This window comes from Humitalea rosea (genome assembly GCF_003253705.1).
Taxonomy (GTDB): Bacteria; Pseudomonadota; Alphaproteobacteria; order Acetobacterales; family Acetobacteraceae; genus Humitalea; species Humitalea rosea.
Genome location: NZ_QKYU01000001.1, coordinates 240,633 through 259,922, shown reverse-complemented (window position 1 = coordinate 259,922; position 19,290 = coordinate 240,633). Strand labels below are relative to the sequence as shown.

Below are 19,290 nucleotides of genomic sequence, written 5' to 3'. Positions count from 1 at the left end.
CGTATGGCGGTCGAGGTTGTCGGCAAATACGAGATCCGTGGACGCCTGGGCGCCGGCGCCATGGGCACGGTGCTGGACGCCTGGGACCCGGTGATCGAGCGCCGGGCGGCGCTGAAGATCGTCAAGAAGCCGGCGATGGGCGACGTCGAGGGCGCCGAGGCCATGGCCCGCTTCAAGCGCGAGGCCCAGGCCGCGGGCCGGCTGAACCATCCCAATATCGTCGCGGTCTATGACTATGGCGAGGATGGCGAGAATGCCTGGATCGCCATGGAGCTGGTCGCGGGCGGCACGCTCAAGGACATCCTGGACCGCGGCGACCGCTTCCCGATGCCCGAGACGCTGCGGGTGATGGGGCAGATGCTGGCCGGGCTCGACTACAGCCACAAGCGCGGCGTCGTGCATCGCGACATCAAGCCCGCGAACATCATGCTGGCCGCCGACGGCACCGTGAAGATCGCCGATTTCGGCATCGCGCGGCTCGAGAATTCCTCGATGACGCAGGTCGGCACCGTGATGGGCACGCCGAGCTACATGGCGCCCGAGCAGTTGCGTGGGGAGCCGGTGGATGCGCGGGCCGACATCTGGGCCTCCGGCGTCATGCTCTACCAGCTGCTGACGGGGGAGAAGCCGTTCGAGGGCGGCTTCTCCTCGGTCATGCACAAGGCAATCCATACCGAGCCGACGCCGCCGTCCTCGCTGACCGTCACCGCGCCGCGCGGCTTCGATGCGGTGATCGCCAAGGCCCTGGCCAAGCGGCCGGAGGATCGCTGGCCGAGTGCCAGCGCCTTCGCCGAGGCCATCGCCGGCGCCATGACGGCGCCCGCCCCTGCCCCGCTGCCGATGGCGTCCGAGGCCGATGCCACCATGGTCTCCGGCAGCCCGCGCCCCGCCGTCGCCCCGGCGCCGCCGCCGCCCGTCCCGGCCCCGGCGGCACGAAAAGGGCCACCGCTGCTGCTGATCGGCGGGGGCGTCGCCGCCCTTTCGGCGGCGGCCGTGGTCGGCTTCCTGATGCTGGGGGGCGAGACGCTGTCCCCGGTGCCGCCGCAGCCGCCGCTCACGATCACCCAGGCGCCGGTGGCCGCTGTGCCGACGCCCGTTTCCCCCACCCCGGTGACGCCATCGGCCGAAACCCGGGTGAGCGCGGCCCAGCCCGCGATCGAGACGCCGGCACCGGTCGCCGTCCCGCCCGCGACCCAGGCGCCCGCCGCCCCGGCCCCGCGGGCGCTGGTCCCGGGACCGGTGACACCCGCGGCCCCGGTCACGGCCGTCACGGGCAACCCCACCCCGACCAGCCCCGGCGCCCTGGCCCCGACGCCGATCACCCCGGTGCCGGTCCCGCCCGCCCCGGTCCCGGCGCCGCCCATCACGCCAACCCCGGCCCTTACCCCGGTGGCGCCGGCGCCCCTCGCGCCCGCACCGGTCAAGACTGCCCAGCCGCTACCCGCCACGCCGCCGCTGCCGCAGCTGACCCCGGCGCCCGCAACCCCACCCGCGCAGCCCCCCGCGGCCCCACCGCCCACGGCCGCGGTGCCCACGGCGCCGACTCAGCTCGCCTTGCTGGTGCCGCCGCGCCCCGACTTCGCCGCCGCCGCGGCCGCCGCGGCGGCGGCCCCGGCCTGCGGGCTCGTGGCCGCCTCGTCCGATGAAACCTCATTGACCCTGCAAGGCGTGGTGCGGCGGGGGGATGAGAATGCGCTGCGCCGGGCCCTTGCGACCCGCGACATTCCGCTGGCCGCCACCCGGCTCGCGGTGCAGGCCTTCGACGGCCCCTATTGCCCCGCCTTCGACGTGCTGCGCCCGGTTCTGGCGACGCCCGATACCGCCCCCCGCGTCAGCGTCGTGGGCAATATGCCGCTGCTGAAAGGCCAGTTGCTGCGCTTCGACATCACCATGCCGGACTGGCCGGCGCATCTCTACGTCGCCTATTTCATGTCCTCGGGGGAGGTTGCGCATCTCAGCCCCTCCACGCCGCAGGCGGCCGGAGCGACGGTCCGCCTCGGCGAACCGCGCGGGAATTTCCCGGGGTGGGAGGTCGATGAACCCTTCGGCACCGATCTGATGATCGCCGTGGCGACCGAGCGGCCGCTGTTCACGACGCCGCGCCCGGTGGTCGAGCCGCAGGCGGATTACCTGGCCGCCTTGTCCTCGGCGCTGAACGCCGCGCGGCAGGCGGGGCAGAAGGTGGCGGTGCGGCCGCTGGTGGTGGAAACCGCCCGCCGCTGAGCCGCCGTCAGATCGCGGGCTCCGCCGGCGCGCGCAGCCGCAGCGTCGCACGCAGTTGCTCCGCCTGGGCATCGGACCAGCCGAGGTCGCGGACGGGGTCGAACAGCCGCCGGTCGGGGGTGTAGAGCAGATAGGCCATGGCCTCATTGGCCATCAGCTCCTCCTGCGCGGTGTCATAGCCATCTGCCGCGAGGAACCGCCGCACCGCCTCGCGCTCGGCCTCGGTAAAGCCCTGGTCCCAGACCCGCAGCACATGCGCGGCGAAGAAGGGCTGGGTGAAGAACTGCCCGTGGCCAAGCTCATGCAGCAGCACGCTGTCGCGGATCGAGGCATCGACCCCCGGCCCCTCGGCCACCACGGTCAGGAAGGCGAGGTCCCGCGACGGCTCCAGCCGCATCGCCAGGCGCAGTTGCTCGCCGACCCAGGCCTCCGACGGAGTCAGGACCAGCTTCGCCTCCTCGGCCAGGTCGAACAGGCGGGCGAGGCTGGAGCCGCGATAATCATGGCCGTAGTACCAGGTCGCCGGGGTGCGCCGGTCGGCGGCGATGGCGGCGGCCAGCGCGGCATCGTCCAGCACGCGGTCGCGCGGGGTGTGGGCTTTCTCGATCAGCGCGGCGGCGCGGTTCATCGCCTGGCCCTGCTGTTCCAGGCTCGGGAAATCCAGCACCCAGACCAGGGGATTGGCGGACCAGCGCAGGGCCGTCGGCACCACCGCCCGATGCGCGAGCAGCCCGGCGCGGTCCAGGCTCGGCGGTGGCGCGGGCAAGGGCGGCGGCGGTTGCGCGACCTGGGCCGCCGCCACCGGCGGCGACTCGGCCTGTAGGCGTTCGGCCGGCCGCCGTCGCGACCACAGCCAGCCCCCCGCCCCGGCGCCGACCGCGAGCCCGGCGCAGATGGTGCAGAGCAGCGCGCGCCGGCCATGCCGGACGGGAGCCTCGCCTGAAGGCGCAATGGGCGGCACGACCGGAAGGGTCAGGCGCACCGTCGCGTCCTCGTCCAGCGGCAGGGCCATTTCCGCTCCCCAAAAACAGCATGGTGGCGCCGGGGCGCGCGCGTCGTGCCCCGGCGTTCAGGCGGTGATCAGGCGCCGAGGTTCAGCACCTGGACCCGGCGGTTGCGCGGCTCATCGACCTTGTCGCCGGTCGGCACCAGCAATTCGCTCTCGCCCAGGCCCACGGCCTCAAGCCGCGCCGGTGCCACGCCATAGGTCTTGGAGAGATAGTCGCGCACCGATTCCGCCCGGCGCTGGGACAGCGCGAGGTTGGTCGAGCCATCACCCGTGGTGTCGGTATGGCCCTCGATCCGGAAGCGGTAGGGCGCGAGATCGGGCGAGGTCAGCGCCCGGCCGAGCGGGGCCAGCGCCGCCATCGCCTGCTGCGTCAGCGCCGCCGATCCGGTCGGGAACAGCACGGTGATCGAGGCCGCGGCGACACCCGGGGGGGCGGTCGTCTCGCGCGGCGCCGCGGGCGGTGGGGCGGCCTGGATCGCCTGCTGCTGGCGCGGCGGGCGTGCCGGCGGGCTTGAATAGGCGGGGGCCGCGGGCACCAGCACCGGCGTCGTGGCCGGCGGCAGCGCGGCACCCGGATCGGCCGAGGGCACGCGGATGCCGCGGGTGCCGGAGGGCCCGCCCACGCTCGGCCGCAGCCGTTCGATCAGCGACAGCGCCGCGGGGTCGGACTGGGCGAGCACCGGGCTGCCGGCAGCCATGGCACCGGCCATGGCTGCGACAAGGGTGAAGGCTGTGGTTCGGGACATGCTGGGCTCCCTCTGGATTGGACGGGCCGCTTTGCGCGGCGCCTGGATAAAGGCTCGCCCCACGGGGCCCGCCGATCAATATGTCATCGCATCACTGTAGCATGATCCGGGCGGTCTAGAGGATGCCGAACCGCCGCCACACGGGGATTCGTTCCGCCAGGATCTCGGCGATCACCACGATCGCGTTGTCCAGCGCCTCCCCCTCAATGTTGGGCAGCAGGCGCAGCGCGATCTCCGCGGCGGTCGGCTCCTCGGCGATATCGGGCAAGGCGGCGATCGCGAGTTCGAGCGAGGTGCAATTCAGCCCCCCCGCGGCCGCCGGCGAGGCCAGGGCGAAACGCCCCGGCGCCAGCCCATTCTCGGCATAGACCTCGGCGGCCACACGGTTGAAGCGGATGGTGACCTCGCTCGTCTCCGGCTGGCGCAGCACCGGTAGGACGTAGCCGGTGCCCTCCAGCACCGTCAGCAGCTCGGCCGGGTTGGGCTGGCGGCCTTCCGGCAGGCGGCGCAGATCGCCGATCCGCTGCGCCCCCCCGAGCAAGGCGGCGCGGATCGGCGCCCACATCTCGGGGGAGAGCTCCGCCACGCCGACGGCGGTCTGGAGCTTGGGCGAGGCCTCCGGCGCCGGGCGGCAGAGCGCCACGGACAGGCGGTCCATCGCCGCCACCGGATCGGCCGGCCGCCGCCCGCGGATGAAGACGTCGCGGCGGAAGGGGTTGGCGAGGCAAAGGTCCTTAAGGAATTCGCGCGCCGGCCCCTCGGGCAGGGTGTCATAGACCGCGCGCTGCGCCGGCTCGAACACCAGATCGGCGATGTTGTGCGACAGGGTGCAGCTGCCGACGTATTCGAGCTTGGCACCGGCCAGATCGGCGCAGAGGTCCTCATGGAAGACCGGGCGCCAATGCGCGGTCATGAATTCATGCGCCAGATAGGCGGAATCGACCGGCGTCTCATCCTCGGCCAGGCGCAGCAGCATCGGTGTGGGCGCGAGATGCTTGGCCTTGGCCTGATGCAAGGCGCGGATGGTGGGGATGGCCCCGGCGGCGCGCTCCGCGGACGTGCCGCGCTGCTGCATCGGGGCCAGATGGCGGAACAGCCGCTGCAAGGCCATGTCGGCGCCGAAGCCCGGCAAGGCGTTGTAGCCGAAATAGGCGATCCCGCCCGGCTTCAGCCGCCGCGACAGCAGCCGCACGATCCCTGCCCGCACCGATTCGGAGACCCAGGTCCAGACGCCATGCAGCATGGCGACGTCGATCAGCGGGATCTGGTCCATCTCCGCATCGGTCATGGCCGAGAGGTCGGCCTCGACGAAGATCGCGTTGTCGAGCCCGACGCGGCGGGCAAAGGCATCGGCCTCGGCCACATGGGCGGGGTTGTAGTCCAGCCCGACCAGGGTCCAGCCCGCATTGGCCGCGGCCAGGGCATTGGTGGTGAAGCCGCGGCCGCAGCCGATGTCGGCGACGACCATGGTGGCGCGCGGCTCCCAGGCCACCCCCATCATCGCGCAGACCATCGCCAGATGCGATGGCGTCTGCGACGGCTGGTAGGAGACGGTATAGGGGCTGTCGGCCACATAGCCGTGGCTCCAGTCGGTCATAAGGCCCGGTCCTTCAGGAATGCTGGCAGGAGTGTTGGCAGAGAGTGTTGGTTGGTCATGCCGCCGTCGGGCGGAGGAAGGCATCGGCGGCGGGGCGGCGGCGCGGCGCCGGGCTCTGCATCCAGGAGGTCAGGCCGAGACGCGCCCCCCCGGCGCCCACGCGCGCCGCCGGCACCGCCGCTGGCAGCAGGATGGGGTTCAGCACGAAATCCTGCTCCGGGCCGACAAACAGCCGGGTGAGGTCGCAGAGCCGGCCGAACAGCGGCGTGCCCGGCAGCAGCCGCGCGAAGTCCCCGGCCTCCATCGGGCCGAGGCGGATGATGAAGCGCGCCTGCGGGTCCCAGACCTGGGCACCGGCCGCGACATCGACGCCGAGGCGGCCATGCGGGCCGCCCATGCGCGATTGCTCGGAGGCCGGCAGCCGCAGCCAGCCGCCGGCGAATTCCTCGATCACGACCTCGCTGCCCGCCTCCTCGGCCAGCATGGCGCGCAGCCGCTCGACGCTGCGGGTGCGGGCGGCCAGATGCCCGGCGTGGTAGCGGATGGCCGCCTGGGGCAGCGCCAGCCGGTTCTGCAGCCCCGGGGTGAGCATGCCGGTCGCGGCATCCAGCGCGCGCTCCATCGGCACCGGATCGCGCGCGGGGCGGTATTTGGACCCGGCCCTGACCCACATGCCGGTGAAGCGGCGGGAGAGCAGCTCCATGAAGGCGAGCAGCGCGCGGCTGCGCTTGCGAAGTTCGGTCCCGGCGGTGGCGGTGTAGTGGCGCGGCAAGGTGCCGCCCGGCCCGACCAGGCCGAAGGTGGGGGCGGTGATCTCCCCGGTCGCGGGATCGGCGGCCACGACCTCGGCCAGCGGCAGGCCGAGCCGGGCAAGGCTGCGGAAGGGCAGCTCCACCGGGTCGCCATGCGGGGCGATGATGAAGGCCGCCTGATCCAGGTCGAACCGTCCAGGGTCGGCCGCGAGCCGCGCGATCGGGCTCGGCGCCGGCGGCGCGGCCCAGGGCGTCTCCTCCGTCACAACAGCACGCGCGTGCCGCTGCGGGGCGCCCAGACCGCGGCCGGCGTGCTGCGCCCGCGCAGCATCGCCTTGGTGCGGACGAAGCCATTGACCGAGACCTGCAAGGCCAGGAAGCGTTCCAGCACCGCCCCCAACAGATAGAGCCCGCCGGCATTCCAGGCCTGCGGCTCGAAGGTCAGCACCACATCCAGCCCGCGCACGAACACGCCCGGCCGCTGCCCGGGGATGCGCGCGAGGCCCGGCCCCGCCGAAACCGCGACCAGCCCGGCGATGGCGCTGCGGGTTTCCGGCGCGTCGCGCAGATCATGCAGGCGCAGCATCTCCTTCAGCGCGAGGGCCGCCTGTTCGCCGCCCATCACGCCGAGATGGTTCAGCGCCAGATGCGAGACCAGCCGCCACGCCCCACGCTCACGCAAGGGCGGCCGCAGGGTCGGCGTCGGTGCGGAGACGCAGCCGGCCGCCGCCACCGGCGCATTGGGATCAGCGATCCGCAGCCGGGGCTGGCCGCCGCCGAAGGGCAGCAGCTCGGGCAGGTCGCGGTTGATGCACAGCGCCTCGATCGTCAGCACCCCATCGGCGGGCGCCTGCGGGTCGAAACCCGCATCGCGCAGCGACAGCCGCGTCTCGGTCCCGGTCAGCGGCGCCGGGGCCGGGCGGCGGGTCGCGATCCATTGCGCGGGGGCCGCCTCCTCCTCCGCCGCCCCGTCGCGGGCGAGGCGGTGGAAGGGCAGCACGGCGCGGCGGGCGCCATCGGGGCGGCTCTCGCGCACCGATTGCACGCCATAGACCTCAAGGGCGGCGGGGCGCCGCGCATCGGGGATGACCAGCCAGTCCGATTGCGTGCCATCCAGCGCGATCGGCTCGCAGCGCTGGGTGAAGATGTTCACCGCCGGCGTGCAATGCAGCGCCAGGCTGTCGGTCGCGACGCTGCGTTCGAGTTCCGGCGCGCTGCGCGAGAGGTAGATGAAGACCTCAAGCTGGTTGCTGTTCTGCAACAGGCTGCGCGCCTCCAGCCCCGAGAGGTCGAGGTAGAGGAATTTTTCCGGGAAGGCGAAATACTCGGTCAGCAGCCGGTGCCCGTCGAAGGCGCGGCGCGGCCAGGGGAGTGCCGCTTCGTCGCGTTCGAAGCCGGCGGGGATGAGGTTCTGCGGCCCGATCAGGGTCGGGCTCGGATCGCCCGGCCCATCGGCCAAAGCGATGCCGACGCAGGCGGTGGAGAGCAGCTCATGCAGCCCCGCCGCCACCTGCGGCGCGCCGCGCAGATGCAGCCGCAGCCGGTCCAGCCCGACCTCGGCGAAGGTCAAATCCGGCGTCTGGGTCTTGAGCGTGATGCGCAGGCAGCCCGCGGCCCCCGGCGCGCGCGGATTGGCGGGGGCCGCGAGCGGCAGCCCCATCAGCCGCACCGATTCGATCAGCACCGGCCAGACGGTGACGGCGTGGCAGGTGACGTAGCGCAGCACCTCGCCGCGCACCGGCTCGGTTTCCAGCGGCATGTGGCGCGGCGCCAGGGCGGGGCCGCGCGCCTCGGCGCGGGGGGCGAGGCGCACCGTCGTCATGCTCGGCACCGGCGCCAGCAGATGCGGCGAGAGCAGTTCGAGCAGCGTGTCGGTGATTTCCGGCAGCTCGTCTTCCAGCCGCTGCTGCACCCGCCCGCCGAGGAAGGCGACGCCCTCCAGCAGCCGGTCCACATGCGGGTCATCGACGGTGCCATCGGGGGTGATGCGCAGCCGGCCGGCGACCTTGGGATAGGCCTCGGCGAATTCGCCCGCGAGGCGGCGCAGCGCCGCAAGCTCGCGGTTGTAGAACGGGAGAAGGCTCTCGCTCATCGCGGTTCGGCCACGCGGACCTCATGCGACACCGCCTCGACCACGGTCTCGAAGCTGATCGGCTCGGGGATCGGGTCGGTACGCAGCACGGCATCGACCTTCAGCCGCAGGGTGCGGTCCAGCTCATTGCCGGATTCGCGGAGGGTCACCTTCACCGAGAGCAGCCGCGGCTCGAAGCGGCGGATCACGCGTTCGACCTCCAGCGCCAGCGCCTGGCGGCGTTCCTCCAGCGCATAGGCGCCCGAGGTCGCATCCGGGATGCCATAGCCGAGCGGGGACGCCAGCAGCTCCGGCGTGCTCATCGGCAAGGGCCAGCGGCGGCGGCGGGCGTTGAGCAGCGCCTCAAGATCGCGCCGCACGGCGGTGCGCAGGGTTTCGAGCGCCAGCGCCGGGGTCAGTGGCCGGTCGCGCTCGGCGCCCGGATCGCTGTCCAGCAGGCGGTCCAGCAGCGGCAGGCGGACGCGCAAGCCGCCGCCGCGCACCCCGCCGGTGCCCCCGCTGCGTTCGCCGCCGCGTTCGGAACCGTAGCGCTCGCCCATCCGCCTATCCGAAGCGCAGCGCGGCGAGATCGGCCAGGGCCACGGCTTCCTCCCCGATCAGGAACACGCGCTGGCCACGGCCGCGCACGGGGCCGGGGCCTTCGGTCCATTCCGTGGCGCGGCCGAGCCGCAGCGGATCGGGCTGGCCGGTGGGGGCGGCGTAGATCGTGGGCATATAGACCACGCCCTCGGTGCCATCCTTCAGCTCGATGGTGGTGCGGCGCCAGGCGAGGTCGCGCGGGCGGCGCGGGGTCTCGAATTCCAGCAGCGCCACGCGCTCCAGTGGCACCAGTATGTGGTCGCCGCCGGTGGTCAGCACCTCCACCATCGGTGCCAGCAAATCATCGGCATCGCGCAAATCGTCGAAGTCCAGCGTGGTGCCATCGGCAAGCTCGGCGGTGCCGGAGAGCTTGGGCCGGGCCTCCTCGGCCGCCAGCGCCTCGGCGCTGGCATCCTCGGGCGCATTGGCGCGGGCGAGCACGGCGGCGCGAATCGCGGCCTGCTGCGCCGGCGTCGCGTCATCGCCCGAGAATTTCGGCGCGCGGCCCTCGTTCCAGACCTGCTGGCGGATCACCTCGGCGCGCAGCAGCTTGCGGAATTCGAGCACGGCGGGGGACGGGTCCTCCAGCACCGCGGCATCCAGCATCTTGTCGGCGCGCTCGGCATCGCCGGCGAAGAGCATCAGCTCCGCGAGCAGCCAGCGTGCCCCGGAATCGCGGGGTGCGGCGCGCACCGCCGCCTGGGCCGCCGCCACCGCCGCCGCCAGATCGCCCGCGCGGAACGCTTCGCCTGCTGTCGCCATTGTTCTTCTCTTCCCCTCAGGCCGCGGCCGCGCGCGGCGCGCTCAGATCAGTGACAAGCCGGAAGGAGGCCCCGACCTCATCCAACTGGTAATGCGGCTGCAACAGCACGGTGCAGCCATAGGAACCGGGGCGGCCGGGGCGCTCGCGCACCTCCACCTTGGCATCGCGCAGCGGGTAGCGCGCCGCCACCTCGCTGCCGCCGATCAGCCCGCTGATGTGCTTGTTCAGCCATTGTTGCAGCCGCGATTCCACATCCTCGGCGGACATGAAGGCGCCGACCATGTCGCGGCCCATCAGCTTCACGATGTGGGCGAAGCGCGAGACGCAGAGCACGCTGTTCAACTGCGAGGACAGGCGCTGGTTCGCATCGGCGACCTGCGTCGTCATCTTGGGCGGGCGATGCAGGCTGGGCACGGCGCCGAAGGAGCCCTCGGGCAGCCCATCCAGCCCGCAGAAGGCGATCAACTCGCCCTCGGCCGCCTGGCGTTCCTGCTCATCGGTCAGCGAGAGTTCCAAGGGCGGGCGCGGCGGCGGGCCCGGCGGGTCGGAGCGAAAACGCTCATGCACCAGGCTCTCGACGACGCCGCCGGTCGCGTCCCAGCCCGGCTCGGCGCCACGGATCTCGGCGGGCCAGCGGTAGCGGGCGAAGGCGCGGGCGGCGACCGAGGCGAAGGCGAAGACCGGCGTGGTCCAGACCCGGTTGCCGGGCGCGGAAGCCTGCTCGCGATAGCGGAAGCGATCGGCACGGGTGCCATCCTCGGCCCAGGCCGGGCGGCCGAGGGTGCGCGGCAGCACCAGCGACAGGAAGCGGGTATCCTCGCGCAGGGCGAGGCTGCGCCAGCGGGCGCGGTCCGGGCCACGCAGGGCCTCGTTGAGGGTGAAGGCGGTGGTCGCCTCGTTGAAGCTGTCCAGCCCGACCAGCGCCGGCGAGGCGGGAAACACCATCGGGCAGAAGGCGGCGGCGGCAACCGCGGCGAGGTGGCCGAGGGCCGCCACATCATCCACCGGATGTTCGAGGCCGGGGCCGGGGCGGATTTCGTAATCGGCGCAGAGCATCCCATAGGGTTCGCCACCGGCCGAGCCGAATTCCTCCTCGTAGATCTTCCGGAACAGCGCGGACTGGTCGAATTCCACCGCGCGGTCGAGGTCGCGGGCCAGCTCCGCCCAGCGCGCCGGCAGCAGCCGCACCTTCACCAGCCGGTCCTGCACGAAGCCCTCGACCAGCCAATGCAGCCCACGCCAGGAGCCCTCCAGCCGCGTCAGCCGCGGGTGATGGAGGATGGCATCCAATTGGCGGGAGATGGCGGCATCGAGGGCCGCGATGTCGCGGTCCAGCGTCTCCTCCAGCACCGCGCGGCGATCGGGGCCGGCGGCGATGGCGCGCAAACGATCGGGGCCGAGCCAGCCATGCAGCACGGCGCCCGGATCGGCCTCGGCCAGGAAATCGGCGACGGCGCCCACCGGAGCGCCGCCACCGAAGAAACGGCCGGAGAGGACGGCGTCACGCAAAGCCACGCCGCCCCCTCCCCTTTTCGGTCAGGACTTCTGCGGAATCCGCGCGACCATGCGCATGGAGGTGGTCAGTTCCTCCATCTGCAACCACGGGCGCAGATAGGCGACCGCGTTGTAGGAACCCGGCTTGCCCGGGATTTCCTTCACCTCGACCTTCGCCTCGCGCAGCGGGTATTTCGCGCGGGATTCCTGGCCAGCCCCTTCCATCGGGTTGACGTAGTTCTGGATCCAGCGGTTCAGCCATTGCTCGCAATCGGTCGCCTCCATGAAGGAGCCGATCTTGTCCCGCGCCATGACCTTGAGGAAATGCGCGAAACGGCTGGTCGCCATGATGTAGGGCAGGCGCGCGGAGATGGCGGCGTTCGCCGTCGCCTCGGGCCGGTCGTACTTCTTCGGCTTCTGGGTGGTCTGCGCGCCGAAGAACACGGAGTAGTCGGTGTTCTTGTAGTGGCAGAGCGGCAGGAAGCCGTTGTTGGACAGCTCCGCCTCACGCCGGTCGGTCACCGCGATCTCGGTCGGGCACTTCGTGTCCAGATCACCGTCATCCGAGGTGAAGACATGCGTCGGCAGGTTGGTGACCTTGCCGCCGCCCTCGGCGCCACGAATCGCCGTGCACCAGCCGTATTGCGCGAAGGCGTCGGTCAGACGTGCCGCATGCACATAGGCCGCGTTCATCCAGCAATAATCGTGGTGCTCCATCGCCGCCGCGCTGCCGTCCGCATTGTTCGGCGCTTCCTCGTAGGCGAATTCCTCGATCGGCTTGGTCTTCTCGCCATAGGGCAGGCGGGCGATGACGCGGGGCAGCACGAGGGTGACGAAACGGCTGTCCTCGCTGTCGCGGAAGGAGCGCCATTTGGCGTATTCCTGCGTCTCGAAGATCTTCGACAGGTCGCGCGGCTTGGACAGCTCGCGATAGTCGGAGAAGCCGAACATCCCGGGCCCCGCCGCCGAGATGAAGGGCGAGAAGCCGGCCGCGGCGACGTTGGAGACCAGCCGCAGCGTCTCCACGTCATCGGGGTGGTTGGTCCATTCGTAATCGCCGACCAGCGCGCCATAGGGCTCGCCGCCCGGGGTGCCGAACTCGTTCTCGTAGATCTTCTTGAACAAGCCGGACTGGTCGAATTCCACCGCGCGCGTGAGGTCGCGGTTGAGGTCGCGCTTGGAGGCCTGCAACAGCCGGATCTTCAGGCTGGTCCCGGTCTCGCTGTTCATGACGAGGTGGTTGAGGCCGCGCCAGGAGCCCTCGAGCTTCAGGAACTTCTCGTTGTGGATGATCTGGTTGAGCTGCTCGGAGACCTTGCGGTCGATCTCGGCGATCGCGCGGTTGAAGGTCTGGGTCAGGTTGCGGCTGTAGGTGATGGTGCCCTTCAGGGCTTCCTCGGTCAGCGCCTTGATCAGATCCTGGGCGCGGTCGCGCTCGGTCTGCTTGGTCGCGCCGAGCACCTGGTCGAGGAAGGAGATGCCCCCTTCCTCGGTGGTGGTGGTGCCGGCAGCGCCTGGTTGGGCTTCGGTCCCGCTCATCGTCTCAGCCCTCCTGCTTGCCGAGGCCGAGCTGCTCCGAGAGCGCCTTCAGCTTGTCCTTGTCCTGCAACACCTCATCCAGCAGCCCTTCGAGCTGGTCGGAGTTGTCGGCCTTGCTCATCAGGTCGCGCAGCTTGGCGCGGGTATCGAGCATCGCCTTCAGCGCCGGCACCTGCTCGGCCACCTTGGCGGGCTCGAAGTCGTCCATGCTGCGGAACTTCAGGTTCACGCCCATCTGGCTGCCGTCATCGGCCAGGGTGTTGTTCACCTTCAGGTTCAGCCCCGGCGCGATGCGCGCCATGACGTCGTTGAAATTGTCGCGGTCGATCTGGACGAACTTGCGTTCGGCCAGCGGCTTCAGCGGCTCGGCCGGATCACCGGCGAAATCGCCCATGACGCCGACGATGAAGGGCAGCTCGCGTTCGATCGCGGCCCCTTCCGTCTCCACGTCATAGGTGATGTGGACGCGCGGCTTGCGCACGCGGTTCAGCTTGTCGTGTACGCTTGCCATCGGCTCTCCCCAATCGGCGCAATTCGCGCCGTACAGCTGTTTCAGCAACGATCATGCGGCATCGGCCCTGCCGACGCCAGGATGAGTATCCGGCGGAGCCTAGGTCCGCAGAAAACCGCCCGTCAACGAGCGGTTGTACCCGATCCGCTAACCTCAGCGTGAAGATTGGCCCTCATTCCTCCACCGGGTCGAGTCCTCCCGGGCGGATACCCAACGCCGTCAGCATTCCGGTGCGGGCGGTTTCATCCTGCAGCACCTCGGCCAGCAGTTCGGGCAAGGTCATGCGTCCGCGCCGGACGGCATCGTTGAGCGTATAGGCCAGGAAGGAATGCGGCTCGCTCTTCTGGAAGTAGCTCGCGACCTGTTCCAGCACCTTCAGCGCCTGTTCGCGCCCGGCGATGTTGCCGGCGGGCACGCCGAAGCCCCCCCCGCTGGCGGGGACGCCGCCGCCGGCCACGGGCTCGGCCCCGGGGGCCGCCGCGGCCATCTCCTCCACCGGCACCTCGGCGGGGCCGCCCGCGAGCGTCTCCGCAACCTCCCGCAGCCGGTCGAGCACCTCGGCCACGCGGCGCGAGGGCGGCGCATCATAGCCGAACCGCGCGTCGAGCTGGTCCTGGAAGGCCTGCCACGCCGCCCGCGCCGCCTCCGCCGCCAAGACCGTCGCGCGCAGGCCGGGGCGGTCGAACTTCGCTTCCGTCTCCACCGTCTCCAGCACCAGCACGCCCTGGCTGTAGCGCTGCTCCCGCCGCGCCTCATCGGCCAGGCCCGCGGTGTCGAGCGCCGCCTCATACTGGTACAGGCCGAGGCTCTCGCCCGAGGGCCGGCGGAACAGCGGCATGCGCCGCAGCGCCTGCATCACCGTGCCGTCGCTGTCGCCCCCCGCGAGACCGCCGAGCGGCGAGCCGCGCCCCTCCAGCCCATCCTCATCGGGTTGCGGAAAGCCCGGGTCCCAAAACGTTTCGAGCAGCCCGGCGAGCAGCCGCGCCCCGGCGGCGAGGCCGGGCAGACCGTCCTGGCGCACCAGCGCCTCGGTCAGCCAGGCGGCAATCTCAAAATCCTTCGATTTTTCGAGCAGCACCTCGGTGCCGATGCGGCGCACCGCGCGCCAGCCATCGGCAGGCGGTGCCTCGGTATCGCCCTGGCTGTCGCGGGCGCGCTCCTCGGCACGGGCCTCGGCACGGGCGTCGCGCAACTTCTGGTATGGGGACGCAGGGGAGTAGTCCTGGCGCAGGTCCTCACCGGCGCCGTCATTCCCCGCCAGAGGCGCCAACATCGTGGCCACGTCGATCACTTCGTCCGCCATGCACACCCCCGTTGCCGGAGCTTAGGCCGCACAAACGGCACCGCCAAGCGCGCTCAATAGTTACTGCACACGCAACCGCAATCGCGCCCCCCCTGGACTCGCAGCCGAAACGGCCACTAGCCTTTGTGGCAGGCCGCCGCCCTCCGAGCGGCTTGACGGGGAGCATGCGGTGTCATGGTGGCGATTGACCTTAAGGCCCTTGTCGGGCGCCTCACCGATGTTGGCCGCCGACAGCTCGAGGCAGCGGCGGGGCTGACGCTGTCCCGCAGCCACTACAACGTCGAAATCGAACATCTGTTGCTGCGGCTGGTCGAAACACCGGGCAGCGATGTCGCGGCGATCCTGCGCCAGGCGGGCGTCGATCCCGGGCGGGTGATGACCGAGCTGACCAAGGCGCTCGACAAGATGCGCACCGGCAATGCCCGGGCGCCGTCGCTGTCGCCGGACATCGTGACCTGGCTGCGCGAGGCCTGGCTGATCGCGAGCCTGGAAGGCAATCAGGGCAAGATCCGCACCGGCCACATGCTGGCCGCCTTGCTCAGCGACGAGACGCTGGCGCGCACGGTCAAGGACAGCGCGCCCTCGCTGACCGCGATCCCGATCGACCCGCTGCGCAAGAACCTGGATGCGCTGACCAAGGACAGCGAGGAACAGGCGCAGGCCTCGATCGCCGCCCCGCCCGGTGGCGGCAGCATGGCCCCCACCGATGGCGCGCCGCGCGCGGGCGGGCCGCTCGACCAGTTCTGCACGGATCTCACGGCGCAGGCCAAGGCCGGCAAGATCGACCCGATCCTCGGCCGCGATGCCGAGATCCGGCAGATGATCGACATCCTCACCCGCCGCCGCCAGAACAACCCGATCCTGACCGGCGAGGCCGGCGTCGGCAAAACCGCGGTGGTCGAGGGCCTCGCGCTGCGAATCGCCTCGGGCGATGTGCCGGAGGCGCTGGCCAAGGTGCGGCTGATGTCGCTCGACCTCGGGATGCTGCAGGCCGGCGCCGGGGTGAAGGGCGAATTCGAGAATCGGCTGAAGGGCGTCATCGACGCGGCGAAATCCTCGCCGCAGCCGGTCATCATGTTCATCGACGAGGCGCATACGCTGATCGGCGCCGGTGGCGCCGCCGGGCAGAACGATGCCGCCAATTTGCTCAAGCCCGCGCTGGCGCGCGGCGAGCTGCGCTGCGTCGCGGCGACCACCTGGGCGGAATACAAGAAATACTTCGAGAAGGACGCCGCCCTCACCCGCCGCTTCCAGGTGGTGAAGGTCGAGGAGCCCTCGCTGCCGCTGGCCAATGCCATGCTGCGCGGGCTCGTGGCCACGCTCGAAAAGCACCACGGCGTCCGCATCCTGGATGAGGCGGTGACGGAGACGGTGCGGCTCTCGGCGCGCTACATCCCCGCGCGGCAGTTGCCGGACAAGGGCGTGTCGCTGCTCGATACCGCCTGCGCCCGCGTCTCGATGTCGCAAGCCGCCATCCCGGCGCCGATCGAGGATCGCACCCGCCGCCTGTCCCTGATCGCCACGGAACTGTCGGCCCTCGGCCGCGAGGTCGCGACCGGCGGCGACCACGAGAAGCGCACCGGCGCGCTGGTCATCGAACAGGCCGAGGTCGAGGTGGATCTCGAAGCGCTGAAGACGCGCTGGGAACAGGAGAAGGCCCTGGTCGGCCGCATCCGCGAATTGCGCGAGGCGCTGGAAACCCCGGTCGATGGCCATGACAGCGTCGGCGCGCGCGCCGAGCTTTCGACCGTCACCGCCGAGCTGCACGCATTGCAAGGCGAGGAGCCGCTGGTGCATCCCGTCGTCGATGGCCAGGCCGTCGCCGAGGTGGTCGCGACCTGGACCGGCATCCCGCTGGGCCGCATGGCGGGCGATGAGCTGAAGGGCGTGCTCGCGCTGAACGCGCGCTTGCAGGAACGCGTTGTCGGCCAGGACCACGCAATCGCCGCGATCGCCCAGGCGATCCGCACCAACCGCGCCGGCCTCGCCGATCCGCGCAAGCCGATCGGCGTCTTCCTGATGGCCGGCACCTCCGGCGTGGGCAAGACCGAGACGGCGCTGGCCGTCGCCGATCTGCTGTATGGTGGCGAGCAGAACCTCACCACCATCAACATGAGCGAGTTCAAGGAGGAGCATAAGGTCGCGACGCTGATGGGCTCGCCGCCGGGCTATGTCGGCTATGGCGAAGGCGGCGTGCTGACCGAGGCGGTGCGGCGCCGGCCCTATTCGGTGATCTTGCTCGACGAGATGGAGAAGGCCCATCCCGGCGTGCAGGACGTGTTCTACCAGGTGTTCGACAAGGGCAACATGAAGGACGGCGAAGGCCGCGACATCGACTTCAAGAACTGCGTCATCATCATGACGTCGAATGCCGGCACCGACACCATCGCCAAGCTCTGCGCCGACCCCGAAACGTCCCCCGAACCGGAGCAGTTGCTGGAAGCCTTGCGGCCCGATTTGTTGAAGGTATTCAAACCGGCCTTCCTCGGCCGCTGCAACGTGGTCATTTACTACCCATTGGCCGATCACGTGTTGAAACAGATCATCGGCCTCAAGCTGAAGAGCATCGGCAAACGCGTTCGTGAAGCCTATGACGTAGAATTTGAAGTCGACCCGGCAGTGCCTTTGGCGATCGTCGAGCGGTGCCGTGAAGTTGAAAGCGGCGCACGCAATATCGAGAACATCCTCAACAGAACCCTGCTACCTGAACTCTCGGCCGGCATCCTCGAACGGCTCGCCGAAGGCCGCGCGATCGGCAAGGTCAGGGTGGCGATGAACGACGAGGGCGGGTTCCATTACGAACTCGACTGACGGCACATACACAGGCAGCGGGATGGGCCCGCTGCCGGAGGTACCGACCGGGCGGCCCGCCGCGTGGCCCGGATCGGCACACGGCGCGGCACCGAGAATTGGAGAGAGACAATGGCCATTTTCATGCATCACCCCGTCGCGAAGGGTGAAACCACCCAGCTCACGCACAAGGAGTGGATCGAGGTTCACTCCTTCCAGTTCGGCGTCGGCCGCGGCATTTCGAGCGGCGTCGGCGGTGGTTCCAAGCGCGAAGCGACGGCCCCTTCGGTCAGCGAGATCGTGGTGACGAAGACCTTCGACATCTCCTCGCCCCTGCTGTTCAAGGAGTCGATCGGCGGCAAGGCCGTGACGGTCAAGATCGAGCTGACGCAGACCGACAACAGCGGCAAGCACGTCGCCTTCCAGAAGTACATCCTGACCAACACGCTGATCTCGGGCTACAGCATCTCCAGCGGCGGTGACCGCCCGTCGGAGAGCATCAGCCTGAACTTCACGAAGATCGACAGCGAATACCTGAACATCGACGACAAGTTCGCGGCCAAGACCACCGGCCACGTGATCTACGACATCGCCGAGTCCAAGCTCGCCTGAGTTGCCGCGTCGCCGCGCCGGCTACGCAAATGGGAAGGGCCGCGGCGCAAGCCGCGGCCCTTCACGCATCCACCACCACCACCGTCACATTGTCCCGCCCACCGGCCGCGACCGCGGCCAGCACGATCTGCTCCGCCGCCGCCCCTTCGGCCACCATCGCCGCGATCCGTGCCTCGGGCAGTTCCTTGAAGATGCCATCGCTGCACAGCAGGAACCGGTCGCCGGGCTGGATGCGGCTTGAGACCTTGTCCAGCTCCAGCTCGCCATCCGCGCCCACCGCGCGGGTGATGACATTGGCCTGCGGATGGTGCTCCGCCTCCTCCTCGGTCAGCGTGCCGGCATCCACCAGCTCCTGCACCAGGCTATGGTCGCGGGTCACGCGTTCCAGCACGCCCTCGCGCAGCAGATAGGCGCGGCTGTCCCCGGCCCAGAGGGCGGCGTAATGCCCGCCACGGGCCAGCAGCACGACGATGGTGGAGGCGATGATGCCGCCATCGCCGCGGGCCTCGGCCTTCTGTTGCAGGTGGAGATGCACCGCCGATAGCCGCAGCCTCACCTGCGCCAGCATCTCGGCCGCCGATAGGCCGGGCGGGATGCCCTCCAGCGCCTCGGCGATGGCCCCGCTGGCGACATCGCCCGCGCCATGTCCGCCGGCCCCATCCGCCACAGCCCAAAGCCCGATGTCGGGGCGGTCCACGAGGTTGTCCTCATTGCGCGGCCGGATCGCGCCGGGGTGGGAGGCAGCGGTGGAGTTCATGTGGGAAGTGCCTCCAGCAGGGGGGCGAAATGCGCGGGCATGCCCTGGGTCGAACGACCGGCGACCCAGAACAGGCTGCGCCCGTCCAGGGTCGCATCCAGGTCGTCCGGCGGCGGCGGCGGCAGCAGGTCGAACAGCGCGTCGGCATCGACCTCCCCGGCCCGCGCCCGGGCCGCGGCGGCTTCCAGTGCCGCGAACCATTCCTCCGGTGGCGGCAGTGCGGCCGCCGGCAGCACCGCCGCCAGGGTCAGCGGGAAACGCCGCCCCACGGTATCGGCCGAGGTCGCGATCACACCCACCGCCGCCTCCGGCCCGCAGGCGCCGGGGGCAAGGCGGAAGCGCCAGATCGGCGCGGCGTCCCAGGCGGCCTCCCACCCCTCCCCGAGCGTGTCGCGTGCCTCGGCGATGCCGGCGGAGAGCCAGTCATCCCAGGGCGTGATGAAGCTGCGCGGCAAGGCGCGACGCACGAAGTCGCCATGCGCCGGCAGCTTGCCGAACACACCGGTGCGCGGGGTTTCCATGG

The 19,290-nt window shown here is 70.8% G+C and carries 16 protein-coding genes; 3 read left to right on the top strand and 13 right to left on the bottom strand.

Annotated features, from left to right (window positions below; genetic code table 11):
* The first annotated feature begins 3 nt into the window (after positions 1 to 3).
* On the top strand, positions 4 to 2,223 hold the full coding sequence (locus tag C8P66_RS01155; protein ID WP_111396296.1) for a serine/threonine-protein kinase: 2,220 nt from the start codon (positions 4 to 6) through the stop codon (positions 2,221 to 2,223).
* 7 nt (positions 2,224 to 2,230) lie between these two features.
* Here C8P66_RS01155 and C8P66_RS01150 read toward each other — a convergent pair whose 3' ends face one another.
* The 11 genes from C8P66_RS01150 to tssA all read right to left on the bottom strand — a co-directional run bounded on the left by C8P66_RS01150 (position 2,231) and on the right by tssA (position 14,608).
* A complete protein-coding gene (locus C8P66_RS01150) occupies positions 2,231 to 3,235 on the bottom strand; it encodes a hypothetical protein (protein WP_111396295.1) in 1,005 nt (334 codons plus the stop codon).
* Positions 3,236 to 3,303: 68 nt separating this feature from the next.
* Positions 3,304 to 3,978, bottom strand: coding sequence for an OmpA family protein (locus C8P66_RS01145; RefSeq protein WP_111396294.1), 675 nt, complete (start codon positions 3,976 to 3,978; stop codon positions 3,304 to 3,306).
* A 115-nt stretch (positions 3,979 to 4,093) separates the two neighbouring features.
* A complete protein-coding gene (locus C8P66_RS24655) occupies positions 4,094 to 5,575 on the bottom strand; it encodes a class I SAM-dependent methyltransferase (protein ID WP_158537053.1) in 1,482 nt (493 codons plus the stop codon).
* Between the two features lie 55 nt (positions 5,576 to 5,630).
* Positions 5,631 to 6,593 (bottom strand): type VI secretion system baseplate subunit TssG, encoded by a 963-nt coding sequence (gene tssG, locus C8P66_RS01135; protein WP_158537052.1) that lies wholly within the window; start codon positions 6,591 to 6,593, stop codon positions 5,631 to 5,633.
* A complete protein-coding gene (gene tssF, locus C8P66_RS01130; RefSeq protein WP_111396291.1) occupies positions 6,590 to 8,419 on the bottom strand; it encodes a type VI secretion system baseplate subunit TssF in 1,830 nt (609 codons plus the stop codon). The genes tssG and tssF overlap by 4 nt, the downstream gene beginning before the upstream one ends.
* Positions 8,416 to 8,958, bottom strand: a complete 543-nt coding sequence (tssE, locus tag C8P66_RS01125) for a type VI secretion system baseplate subunit TssE (RefSeq protein WP_111396290.1) — start codon at positions 8,956 to 8,958, stop codon at positions 8,416 to 8,418. The genes tssF and tssE overlap by 4 nt, the downstream gene beginning before the upstream one ends.
* Before the next feature lie 4 nt (positions 8,959 to 8,962).
* On the bottom strand, positions 8,963 to 9,760 hold the full coding sequence (locus C8P66_RS01120; RefSeq protein ID WP_111396289.1) for a type VI secretion system accessory protein TagJ: 798 nt from the start codon (positions 9,758 to 9,760) through the stop codon (positions 8,963 to 8,965).
* 16 nt (positions 9,761 to 9,776) lie between these two features.
* The gene (gene tssC / locus C8P66_RS01115) at positions 9,777 to 11,276 is read right to left on the bottom strand and encodes a type VI secretion system contractile sheath large subunit (protein WP_111396288.1); all 1,500 of its coding nucleotides are present in this window, start codon (positions 11,274 to 11,276) and stop codon (positions 9,777 to 9,779) included.
* 21 nt (positions 11,277 to 11,297) lie between these two features.
* Positions 11,298 to 12,794, bottom strand: a complete 1,497-nt coding sequence (tssC, locus tag C8P66_RS01110; protein WP_111396287.1) for a type VI secretion system contractile sheath large subunit — start codon at positions 12,792 to 12,794, stop codon at positions 11,298 to 11,300.
* A gap of 4 nt (positions 12,795 to 12,798) precedes the next feature.
* Positions 12,799 to 13,305 (bottom strand): type VI secretion system contractile sheath small subunit, encoded by a 507-nt coding sequence (tssB, locus tag C8P66_RS01105; RefSeq protein ID WP_111396468.1) that lies wholly within the window; start codon positions 13,303 to 13,305, stop codon positions 12,799 to 12,801.
* A gap of 172 nt (positions 13,306 to 13,477) precedes the next feature.
* On the bottom strand, positions 13,478 to 14,608 hold the full coding sequence (tssA, locus tag C8P66_RS01100; RefSeq protein WP_111396286.1) for a type VI secretion system protein TssA: 1,131 nt from the start codon (positions 14,606 to 14,608) through the stop codon (positions 13,478 to 13,480).
* Between the two features lie 174 nt (positions 14,609 to 14,782).
* Here tssA and tssH point away from each other — a divergent pair, with 174 nt between their 5' ends.
* Positions 14,783 to 17,419, top strand: a complete 2,637-nt coding sequence (gene tssH, locus C8P66_RS01095; RefSeq protein ID WP_111396285.1) for a type VI secretion system ATPase TssH — start codon at positions 14,783 to 14,785, stop codon at positions 17,417 to 17,419.
* A 111-nt stretch (positions 17,420 to 17,530) separates the two neighbouring features.
* Complete coding sequence (locus C8P66_RS01090; protein WP_111396284.1) at positions 17,531 to 18,010, top strand: Hcp family type VI secretion system effector; 480 nt, start codon at positions 17,531 to 17,533, stop codon at positions 18,008 to 18,010.
* A 61-nt stretch (positions 18,011 to 18,071) separates the two neighbouring features.
* Here the strand turns inward: C8P66_RS01090 and C8P66_RS01085 are convergent, their stop codons facing one another.
* Positions 18,072 to 18,767 (bottom strand): PP2C family protein-serine/threonine phosphatase, encoded by a 696-nt coding sequence (locus C8P66_RS01085; protein ID WP_111396283.1) that lies wholly within the window; start codon positions 18,765 to 18,767, stop codon positions 18,072 to 18,074.
* A complete protein-coding gene (tagF, locus tag C8P66_RS01080; protein ID WP_111396282.1) occupies positions 18,764 to 19,288 on the bottom strand; it encodes a type VI secretion system-associated protein TagF in 525 nt (174 codons plus the stop codon). Before tagF ends, C8P66_RS01085 begins: the two co-directional genes overlap by 4 nt.
* Between the last annotated feature and the right edge of the window lie 2 nt (positions 19,289 to 19,290).

Coding starts and splice junctions, on each gene's coding strand:
- C8P66_RS01155 (WP_111396296.1), top strand. CDS start 4: ATGGCGGTCGAGGTTGTCGGCAAATACGAGATCCGTGGACGCCTGGGC.
- C8P66_RS01150 (WP_111396295.1), bottom strand. CDS start 3,235: ATGGCCCTGCCGCTGGACGAGGACGCGACGGTGCGCCTGACCCTTCCG.
- C8P66_RS01145 (WP_111396294.1), bottom strand. CDS start 3,978: ATGTCCCGAACCACAGCCTTCACCCTTGTCGCAGCCATGGCCGGTGCC.
- C8P66_RS24655 (WP_158537053.1), bottom strand. CDS start 5,575: ATGACCGACTGGAGCCACGGCTATGTGGCCGACAGCCCCTATACCGTC.
- tssF (WP_111396291.1), bottom strand. CDS start 8,419: ATGAGCGAGAGCCTTCTCCCGTTCTACAACCGCGAGCTTGCGGCGCTG.
- tssE (WP_111396290.1), bottom strand. CDS start 8,958: ATGGGCGAGCGCTACGGTTCCGAACGCGGCGGCGAACGCAGCGGGGGC.
- C8P66_RS01120 (WP_111396289.1), bottom strand. CDS start 9,760: ATGGCGACAGCAGGCGAAGCGTTCCGCGCGGGCGATCTGGCGGCGGCG.
- tssC (WP_111396287.1), bottom strand. CDS start 12,794: ATGAGCGGGACCGAAGCCCAACCAGGCGCTGCCGGCACCACCACCACC.
- tssB (WP_111396468.1), bottom strand. CDS start 13,305: ATGGCAAGCGTACACGACAAGCTGAACCGCGTGCGCAAGCCGCGCGTC.
- tssA (WP_111396286.1), bottom strand. CDS start 14,608: ATGGCGGACGAAGTGATCGACGTGGCCACGATGTTGGCGCCTCTGGCG.
- tssH (WP_111396285.1), top strand. CDS start 14,783: ATGGTGGCGATTGACCTTAAGGCCCTTGTCGGGCGCCTCACCGATGTT.
- C8P66_RS01090 (WP_111396284.1), top strand. CDS start 17,531: ATGGCCATTTTCATGCATCACCCCGTCGCGAAGGGTGAAACCACCCAG.
- C8P66_RS01085 (WP_111396283.1), bottom strand. CDS start 18,767: ATGAACTCCACCGCTGCCTCCCACCCCGGCGCGATCCGGCCGCGCAAT.
- tagF (WP_111396282.1), bottom strand. CDS start 19,288: ATGGAAACCCCGCGCACCGGTGTGTTCGGCAAGCTGCCGGCGCATGGC.